The following is a 22,745-nucleotide window of genomic DNA, read 5'->3' as shown; positions in this document are numbered from 1 at the left end:
CGTAAAAATAGGTTGGGCGGAGAAGCGCAACGCCCTCCGCCAAAAAGCTGGGTATATATACAGATTTGCTGATTATATCAGCGAGGTCAGAGATGCCAACCGGGAAATTTCCAGATGCGGCAGTAAACGGCTGTCCCAGGTTTGCATCAGATCGCCATTTTCCGGTCTGATCCAACAGGCCTGCATTCCGCTGCGGATCGCCCCACCCACGTCGGTGGTAAGATCGTCACCTACATGTAAGATCTCGCCGATCGGCACATTGAGTTTTTCTGCCGCCAGAAAGTACATATCGCTGAACGGCTTCGAGCGTCCGTGTGGGCCAGCGCGCAGCACAAACTCAAAGTAGTCGCCCAAACCAAACAGTTCCGGCTGTGCGTTACCGTTGGTGATCGCCACCAGCGGCCATTTCTTCGCCAGCTGTTTTAAGGTGTCGTGCGTTTGCTGCGGAACATCGATCCGACTGCGCCATTTGGCAAAGTTGATCATCGCAGCATGTGCGCCTGCACTGGCCTCTTCGGCACTCAGCCCGGCATCAAGCATCGCTTGTTCAATCGAGCGAAAACGCCAGCGCGTCACGTCGTGATAAATCTCGGGTTCCGCTTCCCGTACCGCCTGACGCAGGCGTTGCAGATCTTCATTCTGGAAGCTGCGCAGCGCCGGATGATAATTTTGCACAAAGGTAAGCGCCTCTCGCTCGGTGCGCAAAATCACCGGACGGTTGTCGTAAAGGGTATCATCCAGGTCAAAGGTGAGCGCCGAGATGCGCCCCAAAGGCCGGTAAAAACGCATTATTTCCCCCGTTTGGCGCGTGGATGCGCCGCATCATACACCGAGGCAAGGTGTTGAAAATCAAGATGAGTATAGATTTGCGTGGTAGAGAGATTGGCATGACCCAACAGCTCTTGCACACCACGCAGATCGCCGCTCGACTCCAGCATATGCGTGGCGAATGAGTGACGTAATTTATGCGGGTGAACGTGATTATTCAGCCCCTGTTTGATGCCCCATTCGGCAAAGCGTTTTTGTACGTTACGCGCAGAGATGCGTTTACCCAGTTTCGACAGGAAAAGTGCGTCGTCTTCGCTGCCAAACAGGTCGCGTAAATCAAGCCAGTGCTCAATCCACGCCACGGCGTTACGACCAATCGGCAGGCGGCGCTCTTTGCTACCTTTTCCTATCACCCACACTTCGCCGGACTCCAGGTCGAGGTGTTTGATATCCAGCCCCACCAGTTCGGAAAGACGCAGCCCCGCGCCGTACATCACTTCCAGCATTGCCCGGTCACGTACAGCGAGGGGATCGTTGATATCGATATCCAGCAGCCGATTCATATCATCGACGTCGATATTTTTCGGCAGATGACGCGGCGCTTTCGGTGCCGAAACACCTTTCGCCGGGTTAGCTTTGAGCTCGTTCTGGCTGACCAGCCAGTCAAAAAAGCTACGTAGCGCAGAAAGCCGTAATGCGAGACTTGCCGCTCCCAACCCTTTACGACGACTGCGTACAGCAAAATTACGCACCATCGCCACATCACATTGTTGCCAGCTTTGCAGGCCGTTTTCGCTGGCAAAATTGATGATCGCCTCAAGCTGCCGCTGGTAGTTAACCAGGGTAATCGGGCTAAGTTGACGCTCCACGCTCAAATAACGTAGGTAGCGTTCCACATCGGTATGTAAATCGGTCATACGCGTTCAATCCAACGCTCCAGAAGCTCCGGCATCATCAGCGCAATTTCATGGAGTAACTGCGTTCCCTGCCCTTGTTGATAGTGACTGGCATCACGGCTGGTGAACAGCACCACACCAAGATCAGCATCACTTCCCAGCATCGACATCGCCACCGATCCCACCGCTTTCGCTTCCGGCAGCACCACCAGCAATTCAGGCCCGTTAAGCGGCCCCAGATAATGCGGTTCCTGCCCCAGACGCTGAATACGCAGAGGTTCGAAAGCCTGACGGCTTAATGCCAGATGGGTATGGTTCGACGGCGCGCCTAAACGCCAACGATCCGGGAACAGGCGCAGACTCGCACCCGCCAGGCCAAGATCGCGTGCCCACAGATGAAAGCGCATTAGCATGTCGTCGAGACTGCTGGCGGCAGTAAGAGTGCGCTGCAAATAGAGTAAGCGATAAAACAGGCCTTCGTTGGCGATAGCCTGTTCCATCAACAGCGCCATGTTCTCTTCCAGAACATGAATATGGTTACGCGCGCGAGCCATATGCCATTCGACGAGCGAAACGGTGCCACGTACCGGATGCGGCACTCGAATTGCCTCTACTGCGTGCGCATTGCGGATAAAAAACTCAGGATTTTTAATCAGGTAATCGACAACCGCCCGGTCATCAAGCTCCGTGAGTGTTTCCTGTAGTTCTTCCCCTGGTTGCTTCATAGATGAATAAATCCGTCGTAAACATGTACTGCCGGACCCGTCATATATAACGGATGACCCGGACCTTTCCAGGCAATATCAAGGCGACCGCCAGGGAGTTCCACACGAACTTCTTCGGCCAGCAAACCTTGCTGAATCCCTACCGCTACCGCCGCACACGCGCCGCTGCCGCAGGCCTGGGTTTCACCTGCCCCACGCTCATAAACGCGTAAACGAATATGCTCGCGCTTAACCACTTGCATGAAACCGATGTTGGCGCGCTCCGGGAAACGTTCGTGGCTTTCCAGAACTGGCCCCAGTGTTTCTACCGCCGCAGTATCGACATCATCGACCTGAATCACGCAGTGCGGATTTCCCATCGACACTACGCCGCATAAGATTGTCTGCTCGGCGGCGCGCATGATATAGGTCTTTTCCGCTTTGTTGGCGCGAAACGGCACGGCGGAAGGTTCGAAATTTGGTTCGCCCATATTTACCCGTACCAGATCGTCATCGGTGACGGTCAGTACCATCCGACCATTGGCAGTGCTGACGCGAATATCGCGCTTATTGGTCAGCCCTTTCAGGCGTACAAAACGGGCAAAGCAGCGTGCACCGTTGCCACACTGCGCCACTTCACTACCGTCAGCATTGAAAATGCGATAGTGGAAATCCAGTTCTGGATCGTACGGCGGCTCAACCACCAGTAGCTGGTCAAAACCCACACCCAGGTGCCGATCCGCCAGGCGACGAATCAGATCCGGTGAAAAAAAGACATTCTGCGTTACCGCGTCGACGACCATAAAATCGTTGCCAAGGCCATGCATTTTCGAGAACTGCATTATCTACTCCATTCACGCGGGTACAGAAACTGACTTTTAGTAATTCACCTGAGATGGGCCATCGCCAGTGGCGCGGTCGTTTTTATCCGGCAACGTGGATTGTGTTTGCGTATCTACCGGTTTAGTCGGCGGTGGCGCGTTTTTATCTGCGGGCGGGAAATAGAGCGGACCTTTCAAACCGCAGCCCGTCAGGCTGAAAAGAGTAAGTAATACAGTGAGTGCCTTAAACACGTTTTTCATTATGGATTGCCTGTAAAGTTCATCGCTTTCTGCTTTCTATCATCGCAGGAGAAGACGTAAAAGCAAGCGTTTAGCGACTCTTTATGAAGTCTGAAAAGTGAGGAATTGCTGCGAGTATAACGCTTACAAGAGAGGATTTATGTTTTGCTGGTAGTTTCGTGATCGACACCTCGCGCCAGGATGGCTTTATGTACTATCGCAATGTTTATACCTGGATCGATACAGAGGTAAGGGTTATGCCATTCCCCTGCCCGGCGAAAACACACTTCAGAGAGGAAGATGTGCGTGAGATTCAAAACAGAGACATTATTATTCCGGTGACGGAGGAATCATGCCGGAATGCAGCAGACGGGCAAACTTTGAAGCCCTGACCCCATGCCGCTATACTGCCGCCATCACCTAAAAACAGGATACAACAATGAACGACAGTGAATTTCATCGCCTGGCTGACCAACTGTGGCTAACCATTGAAGAACACCTGGACGACTGGGATGGCGACAGCGATATCGACTGCGAAATCAACGGCGGCGTACTGACCATTACCTTTGAAAATGGCAGCAAAATCATTATCAACCGCCAGGAACCACTGCATCAGGTGTGGCTGGCGACTAAACAGGGCGGCTACCACTTTGATCTGAAAGGCGACGAGTGGATTTGCGATCGCAGCGGCGAAACCTTCTGGGATTTGCTGGAACAGGCGGCGACGCAGCAGGCGGGAGAGACGGTGAGCTTCCGTTAAGATTTCATGCCGGATAAGCCTCGCTTTCCGGCATACTCATCACGAAAAATACTGCTGTAACAGCGGCGTGTCATTATCCTGATTGGCTGGCGGCATGTTGCCGATAGATTTGGTACGGAACGGAATGACCTGTTCGCGACCATCGACCTTCACAATCTGATAGAACTGCGGCAGGTTGAAGTTGATGAAACTGGAGCCGTAAGTGAAACGGTCGTGCGATGACGAGTAGAAGCGGCTGACGTCACGCACCAGCTCCTCTTTGCTACCTTCGCAGTGGTGATACACCTCAACCCGATTGCTTTCATCGAGAATGTAGATATTAAAACCGTTCTCATCATGCGTTTCTTCGAAGAAGAACTGGATTATCCCTTCGCTGGCAAAGCCATCCACTACTGCCGGTAATTTGACGTGATTGGTCTCAACCTGCACTGACAAACCATGCAGTTTGTTATGCGAAATAGCACCATAAAACTCAATAGCATTTTCCAGTTTCTGCACAGACACATTCAGGCGTTCGAAGAACAAGCCCCAGGTTTGACCAGAAACACGCAGCGCCTTGAAGCGCCCGGTTTCCTGGCGAGTGCTGGAAAGACGCAGTTCGATACACTCAGAAACCAGTTGTTGCACGCGAGTACGGATTAATCCGCGCAGATGCTGACTGTAGCAGAAGACTTCTACGCTATCAGGCGGCGCGGCGTCCTGATGCATTTTGCCAAGGATGGTTTTCAGGGCTTCAATCATCGACTGCTCGCCGTTGAAATGTAGCGTGCGCACTTCGTTCCATGAATTGCGATACAACAGGTCAACACTACCCACCAGGCATTTTTGCTCTTCGCCAAAGCTGAAGACATCCAGCTTACGGAAATCGAAATGTACTACCTGGTTACGAAACGCTGTCGTCGGGTCATATTCCAGGTTGACGATAATCGCCAGATGGCGGATCTCACAGGGGCTGTAGAGCGCCTTCGGCGTCGGCGCAGGTAAACGCAACGGGAAATGGTGCGACACATCAGCCACCATCTCCTGCAACTTAGGCAGATCGACAATGCCGTTGCCTTTAATAAACAGATGCGTCCGTGATGTCAGCAAGCCATTAAACCACGCCCAGGCCACCAGCTTATTCAGATAGCGGTTATATTCCAGCGGCTGATGACTGATGATCGACTCGATTGTCGGCGCACGGTTATACAGATACCAACCTGAACGGTTGGCACGACCCGGCGGCACATAAATAAAGGTCAGGTTTGGCTCGGAAAGATCCGGTGAAATCTGCGGGTTTACCAGCGTCACTTTCCCCGGTAATGCTTCAAACGCAGCGTACAGTTTACGCGTCAGCACGCCGATATCCTGCGGGCTGGCGGAAACGCTAAGGTTATTGCGACGGGCAAAGCGGATCAGATTACGGTAGCTCTGCATCATTGCATCAAGCAACTCGTTGTGCGCTTCACGCACCTGATCAATCTTCCAGTTGGCGCGATTATCGAGCATCGCCAGACGGGCTTCGTCCCATCCCCACTCTTTGACCAGTTGGCTTAATACTTCACGACGCCAGCCTACGCAAGCGCGTTCGCGGCTGAGTTTTTCGCACACTTTTAAATAGAAGCAGCGACGCACTAAATCCAGACGGGTGAAATCTTCAATTGCCGTCAGATATTCAGTAACGCGCTCCAGCATCATGCAGTAAGGATCGAGACCAAATGACACTATCTCGCCATCGTGCAAACGCTGTTTGATATCTTTCGCCAGCAGGCGTGGGTCTGGATATTCCCAGGAATAAGCTTCCAGCAGCAGTGTTTTCAGCACCGCTTTGTACGGAGAATCGATGCTTTTGTAGAGTTGCCAAAGGCTGGCACCAAAGTACTCTTCAGCGGAAAGTGAACTTAAACCACCCAGATCCAGCCATTCATTAGGCGTGAGCACGCCCTGCGCGTAGAGCGTCATTACGTAGTCATCGTAATGCTCCTCTTCGTCGCACGGCACCATATTCCACAGAATACGCTTACCAGCGAGACGCACGGCGGTACGATAAAATTCGTCAAGCAGCAGTATATGCTGGGTAGAGCCACAATCTTCGCCCCCCAGACTACCACTTTCATTATGGCGGAAACGGTTTTCATCAATCAGGAAGAAGCTGACTTCCACGCCCAGCGAGGCGGCCCAACTTTCCAACAGGCTGCATTTACGTTGTAGTAACTGGCGCTCTTCGCTATCGAGCCAGGATTGATGGCAGACCCAGATATCCAGGTCGGAGGAACAGCTTTGCCCTATAGACGAGGTGCTGCCCATGGTGTATACGCCAGTAATCGGAAGCTCGCCTTTTGGCGGATCCTGTACTGACATTCCACGATACAGTTCCAGTTCGTTCAGGTAGTGGCGTTGGGTTTCATCAGGCGTGTAAAGGCAAATGCCTCTGGGAACATTACCATCAAGGTAACCCGGCATTAGCGGATGGTGATAGTGCAACAATGTCGGCAGCAGACTGTAGACCTGTTGGAATGCAGGCCCCATAGCAGCAAGCGCGCGATCCACGCGCAATTGATTTATGGCATCCAGTCTCTGTTTCAGAGTCTCAATATAGAGGTACAAGACGTATCGCCTGATTTGCTACCCGTCATATCTGTGATTCCGCCAACATCAACGGAAACACGCGGCATTCGGGATATTTCGTATGTCAAAGGTAACCGTACCACTTTCCGCGCCTGGTTTTTTTAGTTTCACGACGAAAAAATGGTCTAAAACGTGATCAATTTAACACCTTGCCGGTTGACCGTAAAGAAAGATGCGCTACATACAAGTGTAGCACCGTTTATTCTCTGTAAATTCCGTATTACGACGGCTTGAAGCGCCTGTCAGGAACCAGCGCCTGGCTACATTTTACGTTTTGCACAGGCATCGACGTTTCACCACAACACTGACATCGCTCCGGCAAGGATGTTAGGATGGACCATGGATGATAATGACGGTAACAAGCATGTTAGACAATGTTTTAAGAATTGCCACACGCCAAAGCCCACTTGCACTCTGGCAGGCACATTATGTCAAAGACAAATTGCTGGCGAGCCATCCAGGGCTGGTGGTTGAACTGGTGCCGATGGTAACGCGCGGCGATGTGATTCTTGATACGCCGCTGGCGAAGGTTGGCGGAAAAGGCTTATTTGTGAAAGAGCTGGAGGTCGCGCTCCTGGAAAACCGTGCCGATATCGCCGTGCATTCAATGAAAGATGTGCCGGTTGAATTTCCGCAAGGTCTGGGGCTGGTCACCATTTGCGAGCGCGAAGATCCTCGCGATGCCTTTGTTTCCAATCACTACGACAGTCTGGATGCGTTACCCGCAGGCAGCATCGTCGGAACTTCCAGCTTACGCCGCCAGTGCCAACTGGCTGAACGCCGTCCGGATCTCATTATCCGTTCTCTGCGCGGCAATGTCGGTACTCGTCTGAGTAAACTGGATAATGGCGAATACGATGCCATTATTCTTGCCGTAGCTGGCTTAAAACGTTTAGGACTGGAGTCTCGCATTCGTGCTGCGCTGCCGCCTGAAATTTCTCTTCCGGCAGTAGGACAAGGTGCAGTAGGCATTGAATGCCGCCTTAATGATTCGCGCACCCGCGAGGTACTCGCCGCGCTGAATCACCACGAAACTGCGCTACGCGTCACCGCCGAACGCGCCATGAATACCCGCCTCGAAGGCGGTTGTCAGGTGCCGATTGGTAGCTATGCCGAACTTATCAATGGCGAAATCTGGCTGCGTGCGCTGGTTGGCGCACCGGACGGTTCGCAGATTATTCGCGGTGAGCGCCGTGGTTCGCCGCAGGATGCCGAGCAAATGGGCATTTCGCTGGCGGAAGAGCTACTGAATAACGGCGCGCGCGAGATCCTCGCCGAAGTCTACAGCGGAGATGCGCCAGCATGAGTATCCTGGTCACCCGCCCATCTCCCGCAGGAGAAGAGTTAGTGAGCCGTCTGCGCGCACTGGGACAGGTGGCCTGGCATTTTCCGCTGATTGAGTTTTCTCCGGGTCGGCAACTGCCACAACTTGCCGACCAGTTGGCGGCACTGAGCGAAGGCGATCTGGTATTTGCCCTTTCGCAACATGCCGTTGCTTTTGCACAGTCACAGCTGCATCAGCAAGGTCTCAAGTGGCCCGCCCTACCCGCTTATTTCGCCATTGGTCGCACTACCGCACTGGCGCTGCATACCGTGAGCGGACACGAAGTTCGTTATCCGCAGGATCGGGAAATCAGCGAAGTCTTGCTACAATTACCTGAATTACAAAATATTGCAGGCAAACGTGCGCTAATTTTACGTGGCAACGGCGGTCGTGAGCTGATCGGGGATACCCTGATGGCACGCGGTGCTGAAGTCATTTTTTGCGAATGTTATCAACGATGCGCCATTCATTACGATGGTGCAGAAGAAGCGATGCGCTGGCAGTCTCGCGAAGTGACAACTGTCGTTGTTACCAGCGGTGAAATGCTGCAACAGCTCTGGTCGCTGATTCCACGATGGTATCGTGAGCACTGGTTACTACGCTGTCGACTACTGGTTGTCAGCGAGCGTCTGGCGAAACTCGCCCGGGAACTGGGCTGGCAAGATATTAAGGTCGCCGATAACGCAGACAACGATGCGCTTTTACGGGCATTACAATAACTCTCATAACAGGAAGCCATAATGACGGAACAAGAAAAAACCTCCGCCGTGGTTGAAGAGACCAGGGAGGTCGTGGACACCACGCCACAATCTGTCACAGTAGAAAAAAAGAGTAATAACAGTACTGCTCTAATTTTAAGTGCGGTGGCTATCGCTATTGCTCTGGCTGCAGGTGTCGGTTTGTATGGCTGGGGTAAACAACAGGCCGTCAGTCAGACGGCCACCAGCGATGTTCTGGCTAACCAACTCGCGGCTCTGCAAAAAGCCCAGGAGAGCCAAAAAGCCGAGCTGGAAAGCATCATAAAACAACAGGCTACGCAGTTAGAGCAGGCAAATCGTCAGCAGGAAACGCTGGCCAAAAAGCTGGATGAAGTTCAACAAAAGGTCGCCACTATTTCAGGTAGTGACGCCAAAACCTGGCTGCTGGCGCAGGCTGATTTCCTGGTGAAGCTCGCCGGACGTAAGCTGTGGAGCGATCAGGACGTCACTACCGCTGCGGCATTGCTGAAAAGCGCAGACGCCAGCCTGGCGGATATGAATGACCCGAGTCTGATTACCGTTCGCCGGGCAATTACCGATGATATCGCCAGCCTTTCTGCGGTCTCGCAGGTAGATTATGACGGCATCATCCTCAAGCTGAATCAACTTTCTAATCAGGTTGATAACCTGCGTCTGGCCGATAATGACAGTGACGGTTCGCCGATGGATTCCGATGGTGAAGAGCTTTCCAGCTCCATCAGCGAATGGCGCATCAATCTGCAAAAAAGCTGGCAGAACTTTATGGACAACTTCATTACGATTCGCCGTCGTGATGACACCGCCGTACCGCTGTTAGCGCCGAATCAGGATATCTATCTGCGCGAAAATATTCGCTCTCGCCTGCTGGTCGCTGCACAAGCTGTGCCACGTCATCAGCAAGAGACTTACCGCCAGGCGCTGGAGAACGTCTCCACCTGGGTACGTGCTTACTACGATACTGACGATGCCACCACCAAAGCGTTCCTCGACGAGGTGGATCAGTTAAGTCAGCAAAATATCTCGATGGATCTCCCGGAAACCCTGCAAAGCCAGGCAATGCTGGAAAAACTGATGCAGACTCGCGTGCGCAATCTGCTGGCGCAACCAGTAACACCAGTAGCGGAGGCTGCACCTGCACCGCAAGCTGATACACCGGCAGCCGCGCCGCAAGGAGAATAACCATGCTAAAAGTGTTATTGCTCTTTGTGTTGCTGATTGCAGGCATCGTCGTCGGCCCAATGATTGCCGGACACCAGGGTTACGTGCTGATCCAAACGGATAACTACAATATCGAAACCAGCGTCACGGGACTGGCAATCATTTTGATTCTGGCGATGGTGGTGCTGTTTGCTATCGAATGGTTACTGCGACGGATTTTCCGCACAGGCGCACACACTCGCGGTTGGTTTGTCGGCCGTAAGCGTCGCCGCGCGCGTAAACAGACCGAGCAGGCGCTGCTGAAACTGGCGGAAGGCGATTATCAGCAAGTCGAAAAGCTGATGGCGAAAAATGCCGATCATGCTGAGCAACCCGTAGTGAACTATTTGCTGGCTGCCGAAGCCGCGCAACAGCGTGGTGATGAATCGCGCGCCAATCAGCATCTGGAACGCGCGGCAGAACTGGCGGGCAATGATACTATTCCGGTAGAAATCGCCCGCGTTCGCCTGCAACTGGCGCGTAATGAAAACCATGCGGCACGCCACGGCGTGGATAAGTTGTTGGAAGTAACGCCACGCCATCCAGAAGTATTACGTCTGGCTGAACAGGCTTATATCCGCACGGGCGCATGGAGTTCGCTACTGGACATCATCCCATCAATGGCGAAAGCCCACGTTAGCGATGAAGAACACCGCGCAGCACTGGAACAACAGGCATGGATTGGCCTGATGGATCAGGCGCGGGCTGATGACGGTAGTGAAGGCTTGCGTAACTGGTGGAAAAATCAAAGCCGGAAAACGCGTCATCAGGTGGCGTTGCAGGTGGCAATGGCGGAACACCTTATTGAATGTGATGACCATGACACCGCCCAGCAAATTATCATCGACGGCCTGAAACACCAGTATGACGATCGTTTGCTGCTGCCGATCCCACGCCTGAAAACCAACAATCCAGAACAACTGGAAAAAGTGCTGCGCCAACAGATCAAAAACGTGGGCGACCGCCCGCTGTTATGGAGCACATTGGGTCAGTCGCTGATGAAGCATGGCGAATGGCAGGAAGCATCCCTCGCCTTCCGCGCGGCGCTGAAACAACGCCCGGACGCTTATGATTATGCATGGCTTGCCGACGTGTTGGACAGACTGCACAAACCGGAAGAAGCCGCAGCGATGCGCCGCGACGGTTTAATGCTAACGTTACAGAACCCGCCGCAGTAATCCTTTCTCACCGGGAGGCACAGAGCCTCCGGGCCTTTCCTGAAGGGATAAAAAAACGCCTGCTCTTATTACGGAGCAGGCGTTAAAACAGGTTTGTATGACAACAAGTGGGTGCTTCACTCAACGTTGTGTCCATGGTGTCTGATGAGGCAAAAGCGACATCTGTCAGTGGACGATAAGCACCGTAAACGGCTCTGCGTCATTCCGGAGTTTATGAGGCACTAAGGCGAACATAAGAAATGGAATGAGCATCTACTCAATCATTATGCCATATAGGACAAGGAAATAACATCCTTTAATACTTGTTATGAGATAATTCTGCACCCTGTTTTCATTCACTTGCAATAATTACATTGGTGAATGTTATCTCAAATCTGGCAGCCTTTGGTTATATACTTCATGAATAGTTAAAGTCGTTAAATAGGCAATATAAATATTAATTGAATTCAAAATCAAAATAGCATCAATAATCAATATTATATAATAAACCAGCCTTACATATCCGCCACACTGGAGGTAGGATTGAAAATGCTCTCCTGATATTCATATTTATTTCCACGGTATATAAATAATATATTTCCATAAATTATTTATATAATTATTTTATCAGGGAGAGGGATCTCAATTATCAATGCTTAATTACGTCGTCGTTTTGATGACAGGAAACCGGAGCATTTCGCATGGAAATTTCTTTTTCACCCAAACTTCTTGTTATTGCTGTTGCCACTGCTATTCCCCTTATGGCCAGTGCAGCAGATACCCCGTCAACTGCCACCGCACGCAAAGGCTTTGCCGGATACGATCACCCAAATCAATATCTGGTTAAACCGGCAACCCAAATTGCCGATAATATGATGCCGGTAATGCAGCACCCGGCGCAGGATAAAGAAACCCAGCAGAAACTGGCAGAACTTGAGAAAAAAACCGGTAAGAAACCGAACGTGGTTGTTTTCTTGCTGGACGATGTGGGCTGGATGGACGTTGGCTTTAACGGCGGCGGCGTGGCGGTGGGTAACCCAACGCCAGACATTGACGCCGTTGCCAGCCAGGGGCTGATTTTAACGTCTGCTTATTCACAACCCAGTTCTTCACCAACCCGCGCAACGATTCTCACTGGACAGTATTCCATCCACCACGGCATTTTGATGCCGCCGATGTACGGACAACCTGGCGGTCTGCAAGGGTTAACGACACTACCGCAACTGCTGCATGATCAAGGCTATGTCACTCAAGCCATCGGGAAATGGCACATGGGGGAAAACAAAGAGTCGCAGCCGCAGAACGTCGGCTTCGATGATTTCCGTGGCTTCAACTCAGTGTCCGATATGTATACCGAATGGCGCGATGTTCACGTAAATCCGGAAGTCGCCCTGAGCCCGGATCGTTCTGAATACATCAAACAATTACCGTTCAGCAAAGATGACGTTCATGCCGTGCGCGGCGGTGAGCAAAAAGCCATTGCCGACATTACGCCGAAATATATGGAAGATCTGGATCAACGCTGGATGGAATATGGCGTTAATTTCCTCGATAAAATGGCAAAAAGCGACAAACCTTTCTTCCTCTATTACGGCACTCGCGGCTGTCACTTTGATAACTACCCGAACGCAAAATATGCGGGAAGTTCTCCGGCGCGCACCTCTTACGGCGACTGTATGGTTGAGATGAACGATGTGTTCGCCAACCTGTATAAAGCACTGGAGAAAAACGGTCAGCTCGATAACACGCTGATTATCTTTACCTCCGATAATGGCCCGGAAGCCGAAGTGCCGCCACACGGTCGCACACCGTTCCGTGGCTCTAAAGGTTCGACCTGGGAAGGCGGCGTCCGCGTACCGACTTTCGTGTACTGGAAAGGCATGATCCAGCCGCGTAAATCTGACGGTATTGTCGATCTGGCGGATATTTTCCCAACCGCGCTGGATCTGGCGGGTCATCCTGGGGCGAAAGTGGCAAATTTAGTGCCGAAAACCACCTTTATCGATGGCGTGGATCAGACTTCTTTCTTCCTCGGAACAAACGGTCAGTCCAATCGTAAAGCCGAGCACTATTTCCTGAATGGTCAACTTGCTGCCGTGCGTATGGATGAGTTCAAATATCATGTTCTTATTCAGCAGCCATATGCCTATACCCAGAGCGGATATCAGGGAGGATTCACCGGTACAGTAATGCAAACGGCGGGCTCTGCGGTATTTAATCTCTATACCGATCCGCAGGAAAGCGACTCCATCGGCGTGCGACATATTCCGATGGGAGTACCGCTACAGACCGAAATGCATGCGTATATGGAGATCCTGAAAAAATATCCGCCACGCGCGCAGATTAAATCTGACTAAGCAGCTACCTTTGCCGGATGCGATGCTGATGCAGCTTATCCAGCCTACAGAACGCTGCAATTTATTGAATTTGCACGATCATGTAGGCACCGGCAAGCAACCGCAGCGGCCTCCAAATGGCCGCTTTTTACTTACTCACTACCATCAAATGTGCCTGCATAATGTCGCTGGCCGGGCGGCCGTGCGCCAGCAAATCAGCCATTGCTTTAAGATATGGCGGTAGATGGCGGAAATAACGCTGATACCCGGCACATAAGTAATTCAGCCCCGGTTTGCCGCTGGTATCGAGCATAAAGCGGTGTTTCGGGCAACCTCCCCAGCACGCTTTTAACACGTTGCAACTGCGGCACTGCGCCGGTAACTGCTTGAATTTATCTTCACCAAACGCCTGCTGTTGCGGGGAATCGATCATTTCTGCAACTGTCTGCTGAAGTATATTCCCCAGTCGATATTGCGGATAAACATAGTGATCGCAGGCGTAAACATCGCCGTTATGTTCAACAATCACCGAGCGCCCACAGGTTGGCTGATGATGGCAAACTGCGCCCGGCGCGCCGACAAAATTGGCGAACGCCCATTCGATATTCATTACGAAAATCTTGCCGACATCACGTTTGATCCAGTAGTCGAATATCGCCACCAGAAATTCACCGAACTCATCGGGGCGCACCGACCATTCCGTCAACTCACCCTGAATATCGCCAGGCGCATGTAATTTCAGTCCATCGCGGGCTGCTGTTTCATCAGTCAGACGTTCCACTACCGGAATAAACTGGATGAACTCCACGCCCGCATCACGTAAAAAATCATAAACCTGTAACGGTTGCTGCGCGCTGGTACGGTTGACGCACGCCAGAACGTTATAATCAACGCGATATTTTTGCAGTAATTTAAGTGCGCGTATCACCAGCTTATGCGTTGGTCTGCCGCCTTTGGTCACGCGATATTGATTATGGATCTCAGCCGGACCATCCAGCGATAAACCGACCAGGAAATGATTTTCTGCCAGAAATGCACACCATTCGTCATCGAGCAGCACGCCGTTAGTCTGGAAGCTGTTACTTACCTTCCTGCCAGCACCATATTTCGCCTGTAGCGCCACTGCACGGCGGTAAAAATCCAGCCCGAGTAACGTTGGTTCGCCGCCCTGCCAGGTAAAAGCCACTTCGTTTTGGGGTTCGCTGGCAGCGATATAGTGACGGACATACGCTTCAAGCGTGTCATCGTCCATATGCGTGACAGGTTGTTCGCGGTAAAGGGATTGTTTTTCGAGATAAAAACAGTAGTCACAGTTCAGATTACAATCTGAACCGCTCGGTTTCGCCATTACGTGAAAAGCACGCGTCGGAACCTGTTGCAGCATAGTCGCTCCTTGCCTGAAGTCGTCCTTCGATGAATTTAAGGGCGAAATAATACCGTTTGGCAATGATTAACTACGGGCGTTTATTGCGAAGGGAGAGTGACGAAATGCACAGAAAACAAAAAACCCCGCCGAAGCGGGGTTCAAAATTGGTCGGCGAGAGAGGATTCGAACCTCCGACCCACTGGTCCCAAACCAGTTGCGCTACCAAGCTGCGCTACTCGCCGAAATACTGCTTTTTGAATTTTTAGTTCAATTCTTTAAAGTCGTGGTGCGAGGGGGGGGACTTGAACCCCCACGTCCGTAAGGACACTAACACCTGAAGCTAGCGCGTCTACCAATTCCGCCACCTTCGCATTGTCACAACTTCTAATAATGGGGTGGCTAATGGGATTCGAACCCACGACAACTGGAATCACAATCCAGGGCTCTACCAACTGAGCTATAGCCACCACTACAAATCTTGTTACGCGGTATTACTACCACCGCAGCTCAAGCGCCGGGACTAAATGGCGCGCCCGACAGGATTCGAACCTGAGACCTCTGCCTCCGGAGGGCAGCGCTCTATCCAGCTGAGCTACGGGCGCTTAGCGCCGTTGCGGGGGTGGATAATACGGACTTCCCACCCCTCTGTCTAGTCCCTTTTTAAATAAAATGCGCGTTTGGTTACGGTTTGTGCATTTTGCTGCTTATTCCTCCAGTTTATGCACTTTACCGTGGCGATTAAGGCCAAAAACTTTATAAATCGCCGTCACCGCCAGCATGAAGATGATGCCGACAAACAGCGACATACGGGTATCTTCATTAAAGTACATACCGATCAAAACGCAAATCAGGAATGCCATTGTTACGTAATTGGCCCACGGGAAGAGAATGGAGCGGAACGGATGGCTGGCAATCGCCGCTTTGTGCGCACGACGAAAACGCAGCTGACTAATCAGGATCACAAACCACGGCACCATCCCCGGAAGAACGCTGGCGCTGTAGACGTAAACAAACACACGCTGTGGATTGGGGATGATGTAGTTCAGGCATGAACCAATCAACAGAATGGCTATTGATACCGCCACACCCGCAACCGGTACGCCGTGACGAGAAACTTTCGCCATCGCCGCCGGTAACTGACGGTTTTTCGCCAGCGCGTAAAGCATACGTCCGCAACTGTACATGCCGCTGTTACAGCCAGAGAGCGCCGCCGTCAGCACCACAAAGTTGATAATGCCCGCCGCTGCGGTAATACCGATTTTGGCGAAAGTCAGTACGAACGGGCTGCCGTTGCTGCCAATTTCATTCCACGGGAAGATGGTGACGATAACGAAAATCGCGCCTACGTAGAAAATCAGGATCCGCCACAGTACTTTGCCTACCGCGCTGCGCAGCGTCACCTGCGGATTCTTCGCTTCACCGGCAGTGATACCAATCAGCTCCACGCCCTGGTAGGACGCCACCACGATACACAGCGCGGTCAGGAACCCTTTCCAGCCACCCGCAAAGAAACCGCCATGCTCTGTGAGATTGCTAAACCCAATCGACTGCCCGCCATTACCAAAGCCAAAGAAAATCACGCCCAGGCCAATGACGATCATCACAATGATTGTGGTGACTTTGATCATCGCGAACCAGAACTCGATTTCGCCGTACAACCGCACCGCCGCCAGATTCGCCAACGCCACCAGCGCCACCGCGATCAATGCGGGTATCCACTGCGCCATCTCCGGGAACCAGAACTGGACGTAGACGCCAATGGCGGTGATTTCTGAGATCCCCACCGCCATCCACATAAACCAATAAGACCAGGCGGTGAGATAGCCAAAAAACGGGCTCATATAACGATGCGCATAAACGGCGAACGAACCGGTAACCGGTTCGAGGAACAACATTTCGCCCATTGAACGCATAATGAAAAAGACGAACAGCCCGGCGATGATATAGGCCAACAATACGGATGGCCCGGCCCATTTCAAGGTACTGGCGGCTCCCATAAACAGGCCGACACCGATAGTGCCCCCAAGGGCGATGAGTTCGATATGTCGAGCTTCCAGCCCACGCTGTAGCTCTGGTTTGTTATCTGCCATAAATCCTCGTGTTGTGTTTGCATGTTTTTCCGGTGTTACCGGTTATCGTTATGGGTACATCGAGTGTTGCGAATGTTTTCGTAATTTAGAAGAAATGGCAAATGAAGCATTAAAAATTTGAATGCTTTGTGTAATAAAACAGCAGGCAGGCGACGGAGTGACCACTCCGTCGCTTTACAGAAAGGAAAATCAGAGGTTGCCGGTGTAGTGCCAGCGTAAATAACGCAGCAAACGAAGCTGACGCTTAATGCGGCTCGGCTGCGAAAGCAGGCGGTAGAGCCACTCCAGCCCCAGCGTTTGCCAAATTTTCGGCGCGCGTTTCACATGACCAGTAAAGACATCGTAAGTCCCGCCAACGCCCATATACAGCGCATCTGGATGCACCAGACGGCAGTCACGCATGAAGATCTCCTGTTTTGGCGATCCCATCGCAACGGTGACGATTTGCGCTCCACTGTCATGAATGCGTTCAAACAGCGCCTGACGCTGCTCGGGTTTAAAATAACCATCCTGACTGCCAACGATATTCACATTCCACTGGTTGCGCAGTTTAGCTTCGGTCTGCGCCAGCACTTCAGGTTTACCGCCCACAAGAAATACCGTCGTCCCTTCTTTGCCTGCACGCGCCATCAGCTCTTCCCAGAGATCGGCTCCGGCAACGCGGGAAACCTGTGCCTGTGGGTGCTTTTTCCGTACTGAACGTACAACGCTAATACCATCGGCATATTTAAATTCGGCAGCGTTAATTAACTCCCTGACCTCGGCATTATCTTCAATGGTCAGCATTTTTTCGGCATTAATGGCAACCAGCGTTCCCTGCTTAAGCTGCCCGTCAGCGAACAGATAATCGAGGGCGTGCTGCATATCACGCCAACCGATCAACGGTAAGCCACGTAGCGTGTAGGTCGGTGCCGTGGTGTTGTTATTCATTGTTATCCTTCAACCCGCGTCCGGAGCGATGATTTTGTGCGTTTATGAATGAGTCCGGCGCTTTCAAAAAGCCAGTACAACAGTTTTGCGATCATCAGACATGCGCCGAAGACCACGATAAAAAAGACCACGCGTGAGACAAACGAATCCAGCCCTTCGCGCGCCAGTACAATCATATTAAAGATCGCCCCGAAGCAGAAACTGTGCAATATCGCGGCCTTATAACGATTGGTTTCGCGGTTGCCCAGCTCATACAGCCAGTCGAACCATTTAATGATCAGTCCAACTACAATCGCCCCCAGAGGAATAAACAGCGCGCCGCCCATAACAACCAGTGAACCAATAAGCGTAGGCGAGATTGCCAGGCCGGAGTGATTGTTCAGCACTTCCCAGGTGAAATAGTTGGCAGAATTCAGCACCATACTCGGGCGTCCCGGCCACAACCAGGAAGGAATAAAGACATAGAAATCGCGGACAATCGGTGCCAGCCCCTGGAAGTCGATGTTGTCGTAGTTCTGCAACAGCAACGCCAGATTCTCCCACGGCGAGAAGGTGTCGCGGGTGAGATAGAGAAACGTGTAGAACGCCTCATCGCCGCTCACGTTCATTCCATAGCGTTTTAGCGCCAGCCAGAACATGCCAACAATCCCCAGCACGCCTGCCGCCGCCAGCATCCACAACGAAATCCAGCCGCGAATAATGCCAATAAACAGGAAGATAGCGAATGCGATGATGATATTGGCGCGAGTACCGCCGACGATCATATAAGTCAGCAAGCCAAATGCGACCGTGCTGACGAGGAAAAACAGCCACGCTTTGCTGTCCTGGCGCAGAAAGTAGACCACCAGCATCGCCGGGATGAAAAAGTAAAAGAAGCGTTTTAGCGCCACGCCGGAGACTTCACTGGAGAAGATCTGGCTGTAGGAGTTAAGCCGGAACAGCAAAAAACCGTTGTGCATGAAGAAGATGCCGACGCTCACCAGCGCGATGCCCATCAGAATCACCCACGTAAGATTGGTCTCCACGCGGTTCATGGTAAACAGCGGGCGGCGCGCTACATCAGCAACGCGTTTGCGTAGGCGGGTTTTGTAGGTAACGTAGTAAACCGCGTAGAAGCAAGCAGCAGAAAGCAGCGCCTGAAGGAGAATTTCTGGCGGCGCAACGCCGACATTAAAGCGAAATACCAGCACGCTGGTCAGCGGAAAGCCAAAGAAAAAGGTGAGCAAAAACAGCAATGAAAAGAAGACATTGAAGTTAAAGCGCACGCGGCGAAACTCAAACCAAGTCAGCGTAGCAATAAACAGTGAGCAAAGCAGCCAGACAACAAACAGGCCGCTAAATTGCAACAGGCTCATGCGTCCTCCCCGTTGGCAATAACCAGCGCCCGCTGCCAGCCTTGCAGATAGTTCGGGCTAAAGAAGGCAATGTTGTTTTTATCCACCGACGCCAACTGGCGCTGCGCTTCACGCACAATATCCTCGTTGAGATCGTCGGTAGTAAACAGCACCGGCAAATGCTGTTCCGTCATATCCTGCCAGAACGGATTTTCCCGGTTGAGCACACAAGGAATACCCGCCTGAATCAGTAAGCACAGCGTACCAATGCCCTGCTGGCGGGCAAAAATAAAGTAGCCGAGATCGCACTGGCGAAGTAGCGCCAGATAGGCGTCAAAATCCAGTTTTTCGCTCAGAATTTGCAGATTTTCTTCGCTGAACAGTTTCAGTCCTGCCTGACGAACTTCGTTAATATACGCATCGTTATTGGGCGGATATCCCATCGGCACCACCACTTTTACCGTATCGCCAAACTGCTGATGAACAGCATTTAAGGCGGCGATGTGTTCATTGCTACGATCGCCGGAGTTCCCCACCAGAATGGTCATTTTCCCTTCATGTTGCCGATCGTTCGCCATCGTATTGAGAGAAGGATCCATCCGGGTTGGGAAGTAAATCAGTTCGCCCCGCACCTTAGGATGCGTTTTAGCAAAAAAGCTCAAATCACCGCGAGTGGCAAATACGCAGCCAACTCGCTTTTGTGCCAGTCGGCGGACATGATAGAAAAGTTTGAATTTCAGCCCGCTGGAAACCTCATAGAGATCTGCCCCCCAGATATGCCAGTAAAACTGGCTGGGTTTGATACCACCACTCAGCAACGCCAGCCATAGCGCGGTGTTGAACTGACCGTGGAAGAAAAATCGCTGCTGGCGGTTAGCTTTCGCCTTTGCGATGACCGCTTCTGCCAGGGATTTTTTACCAGGGTAAAATTGCACAGAAAGCGCCGGACAGCTGTCACTTAAGCCGTCGTCCTTGCCAGCAACCATAAACTCGCGCGCGTGCTCGCTCGTCGCGGCCAGCGCGTCGTTGAAAAACCGTAGAACGGTTTGGTTATGGTGAGGGATATCCGATCCCAGTACGTGAATCAGTACAGTCATGCCCGCCTACGCCAGAGTAAAAACACGCCACAACAAAGAGAGAAATAGACGATATAAGTTGCCATATAAGCCTGCGCCGCGCCCAGAGCACCATGCGCGGGGATCAACCAGTGGGCAAATACCATCAACAAAGTGAACTGGCTGACTTCCGCCAGAATATAAAACCGCAGCGATGCTTTGGCGATCACCAGATAACCAAAGACATAAGCGCCCACTTTCAATACATCGCCTACCAACTGCCAGGCAAAGAGATCGCGCATGGCGGTAAATTTATTCGACAACAACAGCCAGATAGCAAAATCACGCAGCAGCCAGACGGTAAAACTCGCCGCCGCCACTGCCGGTAAGACGAATTTCAGCGACTTCACCACTTCCCGGGTAATATCGCGCTTTTCCGTTAGCCGCGACAACGTGGGCAGCAAATATACGCTGAACGATGCCGTAATAAATTGCAGGTAGGCATCGGAAATACTGCTCACCCCTTGCCAGATCCCCACTTCATCCCAGCTGTATTGCGCCGCCAGCAGTTTACGCATCATGATGTAAGCAACGGGCAAGGTCACCGACGTAATCAGCGCCATGAGAGTGAACTTACTCAACTGCCCAGCCAGACCATTATCCCAGCTGGGTTTCAGATAGCTTAACGGGATTGCACCACGCTTAATTAACATGATGACGGCAGGAATCACCACCAGCGCAGGAATCAACGCCAGACCCAGCAACGCGCCTTCATAGTCGCCCAAACGGTAACTGACGTAATAGGCGATAACGCCAATCAAGCTGCCGACAATCAGCGATAACGCATTACCTGCGGCATCGCGAAAGCCTTTCATCAACGCCAGTAACAGGTTGCCCCAGGCGATCCCCATTTGCACCAACGCCACTAAACGCACCAGCCCTTGATAGTCGGTATTACCAAACAATCCCTGGCTGATTGGCGCAGCTGCCAGCACAAAAACCAGCGCCATCAGCGTGGAAAAGCCAAGCACCATCGCGGATGAAGTACCGACCACTCGGCACAACTGCTGCGGATTATCATGGTACTGGGCAACGTATTTGGTTACGCCGTTAAAGATGCCCGCCCCAGCAAGCACGCCGAGCACGGTAATCAACTGGCGGAAATTTGCCGCCAGTCCCAGCCCAGCCGGACCAAATGATACCGCCAGCAACTTACCGACCAGTAATCCGGCGCCAATCTTGACCAGCGTACTGGCCGCCGTCCATAAGGACGCTTTTGCCAGCGACATATCAGGAGAAGTAGTTCAACAAGGTCGCAATTACCGTGCGTTGATTGACGGGCGACAAATTGTAGAACAGAGGAAGGCGCAGCAGGCGCTCGCTCTCTTTGGTGGTGTAGCGATCTTCGCCGTGGAACTCACCAAAGCGTTCACCCGCAGGGCTTGCGTGTAGCGGAATATAATGGAACACCGCCATAATCTCCGCTTCTTTCAGGAAGTTAATCAATGCGCTCCGGTCATCATTATCCCGCAGCTTAATGTAGAACATATGCGCGTTCTGCACGCAGCCATCTGGAATCGACGGCAATTCGATACGCCCGGCTTTCGCCAGAGGTGCTAACGCATCGTAGTAGTTTTGCCACAACGCCAGACGTTGCTGGTTGATACGTTCGGCGGCTTCCAGTTGCGCCCACAGGTACGCAGCTTGCAGATCGGACATCAGATAGCTGGAACCAATATCACGCCAGGTATATTTATCGACCTGACCACGGAAGAACTGGCTGCGGTTAGTGCCTTTTTCACGGATGATCTCGGCACGTTCAATCAACACTTTATCGTTAATCAGCGTCGCACCACCTTCACCGCCCGCCGTGTAGTTTTTGGTTTCATGGAAGCTAAAGCAGCCAATATGACCAATGGTTCCCAGCGCACGCCCTTTGTAAGTGGACATCACGCCCTGCGCGGCATCTTCCACCACAAACAGGTTATGCTTTTTCGCCAGCGCCATAATGGTGTCCATTTCACAGGCCACGCCCGCGTAATGTACCGGCACGATAACGCGCGTTTTGTCGGTGATCGCCGATTCAATAAGCGTTTCGTCGATGTTCATGGTGTCCGGGCGGACATCCACAAAGACGATTTTTGCTCCACGCAGCACGAAGGCGTTGGCGGTGGAGACAAAGGTGTAGCTCGGCATGATCACTTCATCGCCCGGCTGGATATCGAGCAGCAACGCCGCCATCTCCAGCGAAGCGGTGCAGGACGGCGTCAGCAGCACTTTGGCACTACCAAAACGTTGCTCCAGCCACTGCTGGCAGCGACGGGTAAAACCGCCATCGCCGCACAGTTTGCCGCTACCCATTGCCGACTGCATATAGTCGAGTTCGGTTCCTACCACCGGCGGTGCGTTAAATGGAATCATGT

General features: G+C 52.1%; 19 protein-coding genes, 4 tRNA genes and 1 pseudogene. 7 read left to right on the top strand and 17 right to left on the bottom strand.

Going from position 1 to position 22,745, the window contains the following annotated elements:
- Positions 1–72 precede the first annotated feature (72 nt).
- The 5 genes from yigB to lptM are packed head-to-tail and all read right to left on the bottom strand — an operon-like array spanning position 73 to position 3,450.
- Positions 73–789: a 5-amino-6-(5-phospho-D-ribitylamino)uracil phosphatase YigB gene (gene yigB, locus WC5_RS14560; RefSeq protein WP_001213584.1), complete on the bottom strand. Its 717-nt coding sequence runs from the start codon at positions 787–789 to the stop codon at positions 73–75.
- Entirely contained in the window at positions 789–1,685 is an 897-nt protein-coding gene (gene xerC, locus WC5_RS14565; protein ID WP_000130704.1) for a tyrosine recombinase XerC, read from the bottom strand. The genes yigB and xerC overlap by 1 nt, the downstream gene beginning before the upstream one ends.
- On the bottom strand, positions 1,682–2,389 hold the full coding sequence (locus WC5_RS14570) for a DUF484 domain-containing protein (RefSeq protein WP_000812781.1): 708 nt from the start codon (positions 2,387–2,389) through the stop codon (positions 1,682–1,684). The genes xerC and WC5_RS14570 overlap by 4 nt, the downstream gene beginning before the upstream one ends.
- The gene (gene dapF, locus WC5_RS14575) at positions 2,386–3,210 is read right to left on the bottom strand and encodes a diaminopimelate epimerase (RefSeq protein ID WP_001160645.1); all 825 of its coding nucleotides are present in this window, start codon (positions 3,208–3,210) and stop codon (positions 2,386–2,388) included. Before dapF ends, WC5_RS14570 begins: the two co-directional genes overlap by 4 nt.
- 36 nt (positions 3,211–3,246) lie before the next feature.
- The gene (gene lptM / locus WC5_RS14580) at positions 3,247–3,450 is read right to left on the bottom strand and encodes an LPS translocon maturation chaperone LptM (RefSeq protein WP_000799886.1); all 204 of its coding nucleotides are present in this window, start codon (positions 3,448–3,450) and stop codon (positions 3,247–3,249) included.
- Between the two features lie 179 nt (positions 3,451–3,629).
- On the opposite strand from lptM, the pseudogene WC5_RS25245 reads away from it, so the two are divergent.
- Positions 3,630–3,821, top strand: a pseudogene (locus tag WC5_RS25245) (DKNYY family protein); the annotation flags it as partial.
- Positions 3,822–3,868: 47 nt separating this feature from the next.
- Positions 3,869–4,189, top strand: a complete 321-nt coding sequence (cyaY, locus tag WC5_RS14590) for an iron donor protein CyaY (RefSeq protein ID WP_000999936.1) — start codon at positions 3,869–3,871, stop codon at positions 4,187–4,189.
- A 39-nt stretch (positions 4,190–4,228) separates the two neighbouring features.
- Here the strand turns inward: cyaY and cyaA are convergent, their stop codons facing one another.
- Positions 4,229–6,775 carry a class I adenylate cyclase gene (cyaA, locus tag WC5_RS14595; protein ID WP_000281706.1) on the bottom strand — a complete coding sequence of 849 codons (2,547 nt, stop codon included), beginning with the start codon at positions 6,773–6,775 and terminating at the stop codon, positions 4,229–4,231.
- A gap of 385 nt (positions 6,776–7,160) precedes the next feature.
- Between cyaA and hemC the strand changes: the two genes are divergently transcribed.
- From hemC to aslA, 5 genes are all read left to right on the top strand, one after another.
- Complete coding sequence (gene hemC, locus WC5_RS14600) at positions 7,161–8,102, top strand: hydroxymethylbilane synthase (protein ID WP_010351350.1); 942 nt, start codon at positions 7,161–7,163, stop codon at positions 8,100–8,102.
- Complete coding sequence (hemD, locus tag WC5_RS14605) at positions 8,099–8,839, top strand: uroporphyrinogen-III synthase (protein ID WP_000026037.1); 741 nt, start codon at positions 8,099–8,101, stop codon at positions 8,837–8,839. Before hemC ends, hemD begins: the two co-directional genes overlap by 4 nt.
- 21 nt (positions 8,840–8,860) lie before the next feature.
- On the top strand, positions 8,861–10,036 hold the full coding sequence (hemX, locus tag WC5_RS14610; protein ID WP_000139134.1) for a uroporphyrinogen-III C-methyltransferase: 1,176 nt from the start codon (positions 8,861–8,863) through the stop codon (positions 10,034–10,036).
- A gap of 2 nt (positions 10,037–10,038) precedes the next feature.
- A complete protein-coding gene (gene hemY / locus WC5_RS14615) occupies positions 10,039–11,232 on the top strand; it encodes a protoheme IX biogenesis protein HemY (protein WP_000921808.1) in 1,194 nt (397 codons plus the stop codon).
- Positions 11,233–11,912: 680 nt separating this feature from the next.
- Positions 11,913–13,568, top strand: coding sequence for an arylsulfatase AslA (aslA, locus tag WC5_RS14620; RefSeq protein WP_000406037.1), 1,656 nt, complete (start codon positions 11,913–11,915; stop codon positions 13,566–13,568).
- Positions 13,569–13,695: 127 nt separating this feature from the next.
- Here the strand turns inward: aslA and WC5_RS14625 are convergent, their stop codons facing one another.
- The 11 genes from WC5_RS14625 to rffA form a co-directional block, all read right to left on the bottom strand.
- On the bottom strand, positions 13,696–14,931 hold the full coding sequence (locus WC5_RS14625; protein WP_000941564.1) for an anaerobic sulfatase maturase: 1,236 nt from the start codon (positions 14,929–14,931) through the stop codon (positions 13,696–13,698).
- A gap of 147 nt (positions 14,932–15,078) precedes the next feature.
- Positions 15,079–15,155, bottom strand: a tRNA-Pro gene (locus tag WC5_RS14630).
- Between the two features lie 42 nt (positions 15,156–15,197).
- Positions 15,198–15,284, bottom strand: a tRNA-Leu gene (locus WC5_RS14635).
- Positions 15,285–15,304: 20 nt separating this feature from the next.
- Positions 15,305–15,380: transfer RNA gene (locus WC5_RS14640), tRNA-His, on the bottom strand.
- A gap of 58 nt (positions 15,381–15,438) precedes the next feature.
- A tRNA-Arg gene (locus WC5_RS14645) sits at positions 15,439–15,515 on the bottom strand.
- Positions 15,516–15,617: 102 nt separating this feature from the next.
- Positions 15,618–17,003 (bottom strand): bifunctional threonine/serine APC transporter ThrP, encoded by a 1,386-nt coding sequence (gene thrP / locus WC5_RS14650; RefSeq protein WP_000774732.1) that lies wholly within the window; start codon positions 17,001–17,003, stop codon positions 15,618–15,620.
- A gap of 189 nt (positions 17,004–17,192) precedes the next feature.
- Positions 17,193–17,933 carry a lipopolysaccharide N-acetylmannosaminouronosyltransferase gene (gene wecG / locus WC5_RS14655; RefSeq protein WP_001064022.1) on the bottom strand — a complete coding sequence of 247 codons (741 nt, stop codon included), beginning with the start codon at positions 17,931–17,933 and terminating at the stop codon, positions 17,193–17,195.
- A 2-nt stretch (positions 17,934–17,935) separates the two neighbouring features.
- Entirely contained in the window at positions 17,936–19,288 is a 1,353-nt protein-coding gene (gene wzyE, locus WC5_RS14660; RefSeq protein WP_000055105.1) for an ECA oligosaccharide polymerase, read from the bottom strand.
- Positions 19,285–20,364, bottom strand: coding sequence for a TDP-N-acetylfucosamine:lipid II N-acetylfucosaminyltransferase (gene rffT / locus WC5_RS14665; RefSeq protein ID WP_000217205.1), 1,080 nt, complete (start codon positions 20,362–20,364; stop codon positions 19,285–19,287). Before rffT ends, wzyE begins: the two co-directional genes overlap by 4 nt.
- Positions 20,361–21,611: a lipid III flippase WzxE gene (gene wzxE, locus WC5_RS14670; protein WP_000050234.1), complete on the bottom strand. Its 1,251-nt coding sequence runs from the start codon at positions 21,609–21,611 to the stop codon at positions 20,361–20,363. Before wzxE ends, rffT begins: the two co-directional genes overlap by 4 nt.
- A 1-nt stretch (position 21,612) precedes the next feature.
- Positions 21,613–22,743 (bottom strand): dTDP-4-amino-4,6-dideoxygalactose transaminase, encoded by a 1,131-nt coding sequence (gene rffA / locus WC5_RS14675; protein ID WP_000612066.1) that lies wholly within the window; start codon positions 22,741–22,743, stop codon positions 21,613–21,615.
- Positions 22,744–22,745: the final 2 nt, after the last annotated feature.

The organism is Escherichia sp. KTE114 (assembly GCF_000407765.1).
In the GTDB taxonomy this organism is placed as follows: Bacteria; Pseudomonadota; Gammaproteobacteria; order Enterobacterales; family Enterobacteriaceae; genus Escherichia; species Escherichia ruysiae.
This window is presented reverse-complemented; position numbering and strand designations above follow the sequence as displayed.

Bases quoted from the DNA above. Each gene is read 5' to 3' on its own strand.
- yigB (WP_001213584.1), bottom strand. From the start codon at position 789: ATGCGTTTTTACCGGCCTTTGGGGCGCATCTCGGCGCTCACCTTTGAC.
- xerC (WP_000130704.1), bottom strand. From the start codon at position 1,685: ATGACCGATTTACATACCGATGTGGAACGCTACCTACGTTATTTGAGC.
- WC5_RS14570 (WP_000812781.1), bottom strand. From the start codon at position 2,389: ATGAAGCAACCAGGGGAAGAACTACAGGAAACACTCACGGAGCTTGAT.
- dapF (WP_001160645.1), bottom strand. From the start codon at position 3,210: ATGCAGTTCTCGAAAATGCATGGCCTTGGCAACGATTTTATGGTCGTC.
- lptM (WP_000799886.1), bottom strand. From the start codon at position 3,450: ATGAAAAACGTGTTTAAGGCACTCACTGTATTACTTACTCTTTTCAGC.
- cyaY (WP_000999936.1), top strand. From the start codon at position 3,869: ATGAACGACAGTGAATTTCATCGCCTGGCTGACCAACTGTGGCTAACC.
- hemC (WP_010351350.1), top strand. From the start codon at position 7,161: ATGTTAGACAATGTTTTAAGAATTGCCACACGCCAAAGCCCACTTGCA.
- hemD (WP_000026037.1), top strand. From the start codon at position 8,099: ATGAGTATCCTGGTCACCCGCCCATCTCCCGCAGGAGAAGAGTTAGTG.
- hemX (WP_000139134.1), top strand. From the start codon at position 8,861: ATGACGGAACAAGAAAAAACCTCCGCCGTGGTTGAAGAGACCAGGGAG.
- hemY (WP_000921808.1), top strand. From the start codon at position 10,039: ATGCTAAAAGTGTTATTGCTCTTTGTGTTGCTGATTGCAGGCATCGTC.
- aslA (WP_000406037.1), top strand. From the start codon at position 11,913: ATGGAAATTTCTTTTTCACCCAAACTTCTTGTTATTGCTGTTGCCACT.
- WC5_RS14625 (WP_000941564.1), bottom strand. From the start codon at position 14,931: ATGCTGCAACAGGTTCCGACGCGTGCTTTTCACGTAATGGCGAAACCG.
- thrP (WP_000774732.1), bottom strand. From the start codon at position 17,003: ATGGCAGATAACAAACCAGAGCTACAGCGTGGGCTGGAAGCTCGACAT.
- wecG (WP_001064022.1), bottom strand. From the start codon at position 17,933: ATGAATAACAACACCACGGCACCGACCTACACGCTACGTGGCTTACCG.
- wzyE (WP_000055105.1), bottom strand. From the start codon at position 19,288: ATGAGCCTGTTGCAATTTAGCGGCCTGTTTGTTGTCTGGCTGCTTTGC.
- rffT (WP_000217205.1), bottom strand. From the start codon at position 20,364: ATGACTGTACTGATTCACGTACTGGGATCGGATATCCCTCACCATAAC.
- wzxE (WP_000050234.1), bottom strand. From the start codon at position 21,611: ATGTCGCTGGCAAAAGCGTCCTTATGGACGGCGGCCAGTACGCTGGTC.
- rffA (WP_000612066.1), bottom strand. From the start codon at position 22,743: ATGATTCCATTTAACGCACCGCCGGTGGTAGGAACCGAACTCGACTAT.